This window comes from Amycolatopsis sp. SID8362 (assembly GCF_010550475.1).
Taxonomy (GTDB): Bacteria; Actinomycetota; Actinomycetes; order Mycobacteriales; family Pseudonocardiaceae; genus Amycolatopsis; species Amycolatopsis eburnea.
Map to the genome: position 1 here is coordinate 1 of NZ_JAAGNB010001223.1, position 5611 is coordinate 5611.

At 72.1% G+C, this 5611-nt stretch carries 6 protein-coding genes and 1 tRNA gene; 3 read left to right on the forward strand and 4 right to left on the reverse strand.

All coding sequences use genetic code 11. From position 1 onward, the window contains the following. On the reverse strand, positions 1–713 hold a 713-nt coding region (locus G3I65_RS38115; protein ID WP_160700397.1), incomplete at its 3' end, for a serine/threonine-protein kinase. Positions 714–830: 117 nt separating this feature from the next. Here G3I65_RS38115 and G3I65_RS38120 point away from each other — a divergent pair. Continuing rightward, positions 831–1811: a metallophosphoesterase gene (locus tag G3I65_RS38120; RefSeq protein ID WP_309235922.1), complete on the forward strand. Its 981-nt coding sequence runs from the start codon at positions 831–833 to the stop codon at positions 1809–1811. A gap of 29 nt (positions 1812–1840) precedes the next feature. Next, a tRNA-Pro gene (locus G3I65_RS38125) sits at positions 1841–1914 on the forward strand. Between the two features lie 41 nt (positions 1915–1955). Here the strand turns inward: G3I65_RS38125 and G3I65_RS38130 are convergent. Next, positions 1956–2720: a methyltransferase domain-containing protein gene (locus G3I65_RS38130; RefSeq protein ID WP_160700398.1), complete on the reverse strand. Its 765-nt coding sequence runs from the start codon at positions 2718–2720 to the stop codon at positions 1956–1958. A 39-nt stretch (positions 2721–2759) separates the two neighbouring features. Between G3I65_RS38130 and G3I65_RS38135 the strand changes: the two genes are divergently transcribed. Then, complete coding sequence (locus G3I65_RS38135) at positions 2760–4610, forward strand: prolyl oligopeptidase family serine peptidase (protein WP_160700399.1); 1851 nt, start codon at positions 2760–2762, stop codon at positions 4608–4610. A gap of 64 nt (positions 4611–4674) precedes the next feature. Here G3I65_RS38135 and G3I65_RS38140 read toward each other — a convergent pair whose 3' ends face one another. Continuing rightward, complete coding sequence (locus tag G3I65_RS38140) at positions 4675–4860, reverse strand: tautomerase family protein (protein ID WP_086859558.1); 186 nt, start codon at positions 4858–4860, stop codon at positions 4675–4677. A gap of 9 nt (positions 4861–4869) precedes the next feature. Further along, positions 4870–5611, reverse strand: a 742-nt coding sequence (locus G3I65_RS38145) for a GNAT family N-acetyltransferase (protein ID WP_160700400.1), incomplete at its 5' end; no start/stop codon positions are given.

Here is a 5611-nt window from a genome sequence, read left to right on the forward strand (position 1 = left end):
AGCGCGGCCGGCAGGCCCGGGCGCACCTGCGACGGGGACGGCGGCGGCGCGGTCAGGTGGGCGCCCATCTGCGCGGCCGCGCCCTCGCCCAGGAACGGGCGGCGGCCGGTGACGCACTCGAAGAACACACACGCGAGCGCGTAGACGTCGACCAGGCCGGTGATCGGGGCCTCGCCGAAGCGTTCCGGGGCCATGTAGTCGAGCGTGCCGATCACGTTGCCGGTGCCGGTGATCGACGTTCCCTCCGCCGTCATCGAGCGCGCGATGCCGAAGTCCACGAGGTACACGAAGTCGGCGCTCGTCACGAGCACGTTGGACGGCTTGACGTCCCGGTGCACCAGGCCGTCTTCGTGGGCGGCGTCGAGCGCGCCCGCGACCTGCTCGACGATCCCGGCCGCGCGCTCGGGCGACAGCGGGCCGTCCTCGAGCAGTTCCTTGAGGTCCTTGCCTTCGACCAGGCGCATGTCGAGGTAGAGGCGGCCGTCGATCTCGCCGTAGGCGTGGATCGGGATCACGTGCGGCTCGCGCAGCCGCGCGACGATCTGCGATTCGCGGCGGAAGCGGGCGCGGAAGGCCTCGTCCGCGACGAACGGGTCGGACAACAGCTTCAGCGCGACGACGCGGTCGTGCGCGGTGTCGTAGGCGCGGTGGACCTCGCCCATTCCCCCTCGGCCGAGCAGGCCTTCGATCCGGTACGGCCCGAACTGCTCCATCGTTCTCCCCAACCCCCCGGTTGGTCACCCTTGTCCGGGCCGACGCAAATGCTAAAGGTCAGGTTCCCCAGAACGGCGGCGAGTTCATCCAACTGTTGAGCACGTATCCTGGAGCCTGTGAGCACGCTCAGTAACACAAGCACGTCGGGGGCGACCGCGAAGCGCCTCGCCGCGGGGACGGTGGCGCTCGGCGTCGCGACCCTCGGTTACGCCGTCGGGATCGAACGGCGCCACTGGACCCTGCGCACCGCCGAGCTGCCGGTGCTGGCGCCCGGGTCCCGGCCGTTCACGATCCTGCACGTCTCGGACCTGCACATGCTGCCCGGCCACCACAGCAAGCAGCGCTGGGTCGCCGCGCTCGACGAGCTGAACCCGGACCTCGTCGTCAACACCGGCGACAACCTCTCGCACCGGACCGCCGTCCCGTCCGTGCTGCGCGCGCTGGGCCCGCTGCTCGACCGGCCGGGGGTGTTCGTCTTCGGCAGCAACGACTACTACGCGCCCAAGCCGAAGAACCCGGCCCGGTACCTGATGCCGAAGGGCAAGAAGAAGCGCATCCACGGCGTCCAGCTGCCCTGGCGCGACCTGCGCGCGGCGTTCGTCGAGCACGGCTGGACCGACCTGACGCACGTCCGCCGCACGATCGACGTCGGCGGGCAGCGGGTGTTCGCGGCCGGCGTCGACGACCCGCACCTGCGCCGCGACCGCTACCCCGACATCGCGGGCCCGGCCGACAGTGGCGCGGCCGTCCGCATCGGCGTCACGCACTCGCCGGAGCCGCGGGTCCTCGACACGTTCGCCACGGACGGTTACGACCTCGTGCTGGCGGGCCACACGCACGGCGGCCAGCTGCGGCTCCCGGGGTACGGCGCCATCGTCACCAACTGTGACCTGGATCGCAGTCGCGCGCGCGGTGCTTCGCGGTGGGGCGCGCACATGTGGCTGCACGTCTCGGCCGGGCTGGGCACGTCGCCGTGGGCGCCCGCCCGGTTCGCCTGCCCGCCGGAGGCCAGCCTGTTGACGCTGGTCCCGCGTGGTTCGGAGCCCGCGAAGCCGCGAAAGCTGGCCCCGCGGAAAGCGCGAAACACCGTCCGCTAGACTTCTCCACGACCCGTTAAGCAGTACCTCGGGGTGTGGCGCAGCTTGGTAGCGTGCCTCGTTCGGGTCGAGGAGGTCGTGGGTTCGAATCCCGCCACCCCGACGAGTAAGAGCCGGTGTCTTCGGACACCGGCTCTTCTGGTTTCAGCGGGTCGCCGTCACCTCGACCCAGCACTGGCTGAAGTCGCCGTCGCCACCGCGGGTCCACATCCACGCCGAGCGGGCCGCACTCGCCAGCTGGTCGCGGTCGCGGCCCTCCCCTTTGAGCGCCGCTTCGAGCCGGGCCTCCACGTACTTCGCCAGCTCGCGGTACGTCATGTCGGAGCGGTAGCGAGCGCGCGAGACCACCTCCGTGAACCCCGCCGCCGCGCACTGCTCGGCGATCACCCGGCCCGCGAACGGGTTGCCGCCCGCCTGGCGCCGCAGCAAGTAGTGCCCACGGAGCGCCGCGTCGACGTTCGCCGTCTTCGGGCGCAGGCGGGCCTTGCTCCAGTCCGAAGTGGACAGCGCCAGCCTGCCGCCGGGGCGGAGCACGCGGCGCAGTTCCGCCAGCGCGTCCAGCGGAGCGGCCAGGTGCTCGAACAGCGCGTGCGAAAAGGCGACGTCCACACTGCCCGAAGCGAACGGCAAGTCGTACGCCGACGCGACCAGATAGTCCACTGTGGATCTTCCGGCGCGGCGGGCGGCCGCGCGGGCCCGCTCGACCTGACCGGCGTCGCGATCCACCCCCGTCACCCGGGACTCCGGCGCCAGGCCCAGCGTGATCGAGCCCGGGCCGCAGCCGAGGTCGACCACCCACATCCCCGGGGCGAACAGGGGCTGGGCGAACGCCGCGCGCTCGGCAGCCGTGCGCGCGGACATCATCGAAACCGCGTCTCGCCCGAAGCCCGGCGCGTAACCCTCCAGCACCCCGCACACAGTACGGCCAGAAGGTGGCAGGATCGAGGGGTGAGCACGCAGTCAGCGAACCAATATCCGCCCGCGGTGGTCCCGGACCGGCTGTTCGACGACGCCGAAGCCGAGAACCGCTGGCGCGCCCGCTTCCACGCCCCGCGGATCTCCACCCCCGACTGGGCCCGCGACGCCCCCGACGCCAACATCTACGTCTCGAACGCCAGCGGCGTCTGGGAGGTCTACGCCTGGAACCGGGCGACGAACGAACACCGCCGCGTCACCGACCGGCCCAACGGCACCATGCACGCGACGCCGTCCCCCGACGGCGAGTGGATCTGGTGGTTCGACGACACCGACGGCGACGAGTTCGGCTCGTGGGTGCGGGAGCCGTTCGCGGCGACCGAGGGCAGCAAGCCGGAGAAGGGCGTCCCGGACGTCCATGACGGCTACCCGGCCGGACTCGAGATCGGCGCGAACCTGGTCGCGGTCGGCGTCTCGACCGACGACGGCAGCGAGCTGTTCGCCCGGATCGGCGGCGAGACGCACCGCTTCTACAGCCACGCGGACGACGCCGGCATCGCGTCGCTGTCCCGCGACGAGAGCCTGATCGCGATCTCGCACTCCGAGCACGGCGATTCGCGGCACCCCGCGCTGCGGGTGCTGGCCACCGACGGCTTCGGCACCGTCGCCGAGAAGTGGGACGGCGAGGGCAAGGGCCTGTCCGCGCTGGAGTTCTCGCCGCTGCCCGGCGACCAGCGGCTGCTCGTCCTGCACGAACGGCGGGGTCGCGAGGAGCTGCTCGTCTGGGACGTCCGCGCGGACACCGAGACCGAGCTCGAGCTGGACCTGCCCGGCGAGGTCGTCGCCGGCTGGTACCCGGACGCGCGCGCCCTGCTCGTCGTCCACTTCCACGAGGGCCGCAGTTCCTTGTACCGCTATGACCTCGACACGTCCGAATTGTCCTCTGTGGACACGCCGGCCGGCCGGATCGGCGGCGCGGGCGTCCGCCCGGACGGCACGGTCGAGTACTCGTGGTCGAGCGCGGCCGAACCCGCCGCGGTCCGCTCCCGCGCCACCGACGGCTCCGACACGATCCTGCTCGAGCCGCCGGGTGACCGGGCGCCGGGGTCCGAGCCGGTGACCGACGCGTTCGTCGAAGGCGTCGGCGGGCGGATCCACGCGCTGGTCTCGCGGCCTTCGAACGCCCCCGAGGGCCCGCTGCCCACGGTGTTCTCCCTGCACGGCGGCCCGCACGCGGCCGACGAGGACCGCTTCTCCGCCTACCGCGCGACCTGGCTCGACGCCGGGTTCGCCGTGGTCGAGGTCAACTACCGCGGCTCGACCGGCTACGGCTCGGCCTGGCGCGACGCCATCGAAGGCCGGCCTGGGCTGACCGAGCTGGAGGACGTCGCCTCGGTGCACGACTGGGCCGTCCAAAGTGGACTCAGCGACCCGGCGAAGTGCGTCGTCAACGGCGCTTCCTGGGGCGGCTACCTCTCCCTGCTCGCGCTCGGCACGCAGCCGACGCGGTGGGCGGCGGGCGTCGCCGGGGTGCCGGTGGCGGACTACGTCGCCGCGTACGAGGACGAGATGGAGCAGCTGCGCTCGTTCGACCGCGCCCTCTTCGGCGGCTCGCCGGAGGACGTGCCGGCGGTGTACGCGGAGTGCTCGCCGCTCACGTACGTCGACGCCGTGACGGCGCCGGTGCTCGTGCTGGCCGGCGACAACGATCCGCGCTGCCCGATCCGCCAGATCGAGAACTACCTGGACCGCCTGGCCGGCCGCGAGCTGCACCACGAGTTCTACCGCTACGACGCGGGCCACGGCTCGCTGGTGATCGCGGAGACGATCAAGCAGACGTCGATCGAGGTCCACTTCGCCCTGCGCGCCCTCGGCCTCCGCTGACCCACAAGTCCGTGAAGGCCTCCTTACCGGTCATAAATGCCGGTAAGGAGGCCTTCACGGACTTTCAGCGTTCGGAGTGCAGGACGCCGCCGGTGGCCCAGTGGTCCGCGCCGATCTCGACGAGCGTCACCTGGACGCCTTCGGGCTTGCCGCCGCAGGTGCGGACGAAGGCGTCGGTCAGCTCGCGGACCAGTGCGCTCTTCTGGGCGGGGGTGCGGCCGGGGAACATGGCAACGCTGATCATGGGCATGGCGGGAAGCTAACACCACACCGGCACGGCCGCCGCGAACTGCGGGACGAGCCGCGCGCCGAGGGTCGCCTTCATCTCCGTCATCTTCTTGCCGAACACCACCGACGCGCGTCCGTTCGCGATCGCCCAGCGCACCGCCTCGCCGTAGAAGTGGAAGTACAGGTTCGGCCGGCCGCCGTCCTCCGGTGGCAGCGCGCCCCAGTGCCGGGCGATCGGCAGGTCCGGGTGGTCGAGCAGGGTCGCGAGCGCGATCAGCCGCCCGGTGCGGGTGTCGTGGTACTCGATCACCGTGACGTCCGGCTCGCGCAGCAGCGCGGCCAGGTAGCCGGTGAAGTGCGGCAACGGCACGATCGGCACGTCGTGGTGCTTGCGCTCGTTGTGCCGCAGCACCTCGGCGACGGCGACCGGGTCGGCGTCCTTGCCCGGCACGAGCCGCACCTCGACCGACGGGTCGGCGTCGAAGGTCCGGAAGATCTTGCGCAGGTTCTGCTTCCGCTTGCGGGCCAGCGAGTTCATCCACTCGTCGCGGGAGCCGAACGCGGCGACGTCGAGCACCGCGATGTCCTCGGTCCGCCGCACCAGCCGGAACCGGCCGTCGACCGCGGGCACGCCCGGCTCGCCGACCTGCCGCACCAGCATCCCGCGAAAACCGCGGCCGAGCTCGGCCCGCATCGCCGGGACGTACGCCTCGAGCAGGCGCGTGACGCCGCCGTCGCCGCCCGCGTCGGCGAACCACCAGCCCGGCTGCGAA

What these genes read in the sequence shown, in the direction of transcription:
- G3I65_RS38140 (WP_086859558.1), bottom strand. Translation starts at nt 4,860, where the DNA reads ATGCCCATGATCAGCGTTGCCATGTTCCCCGGCCGCACCCCCGCCCAG.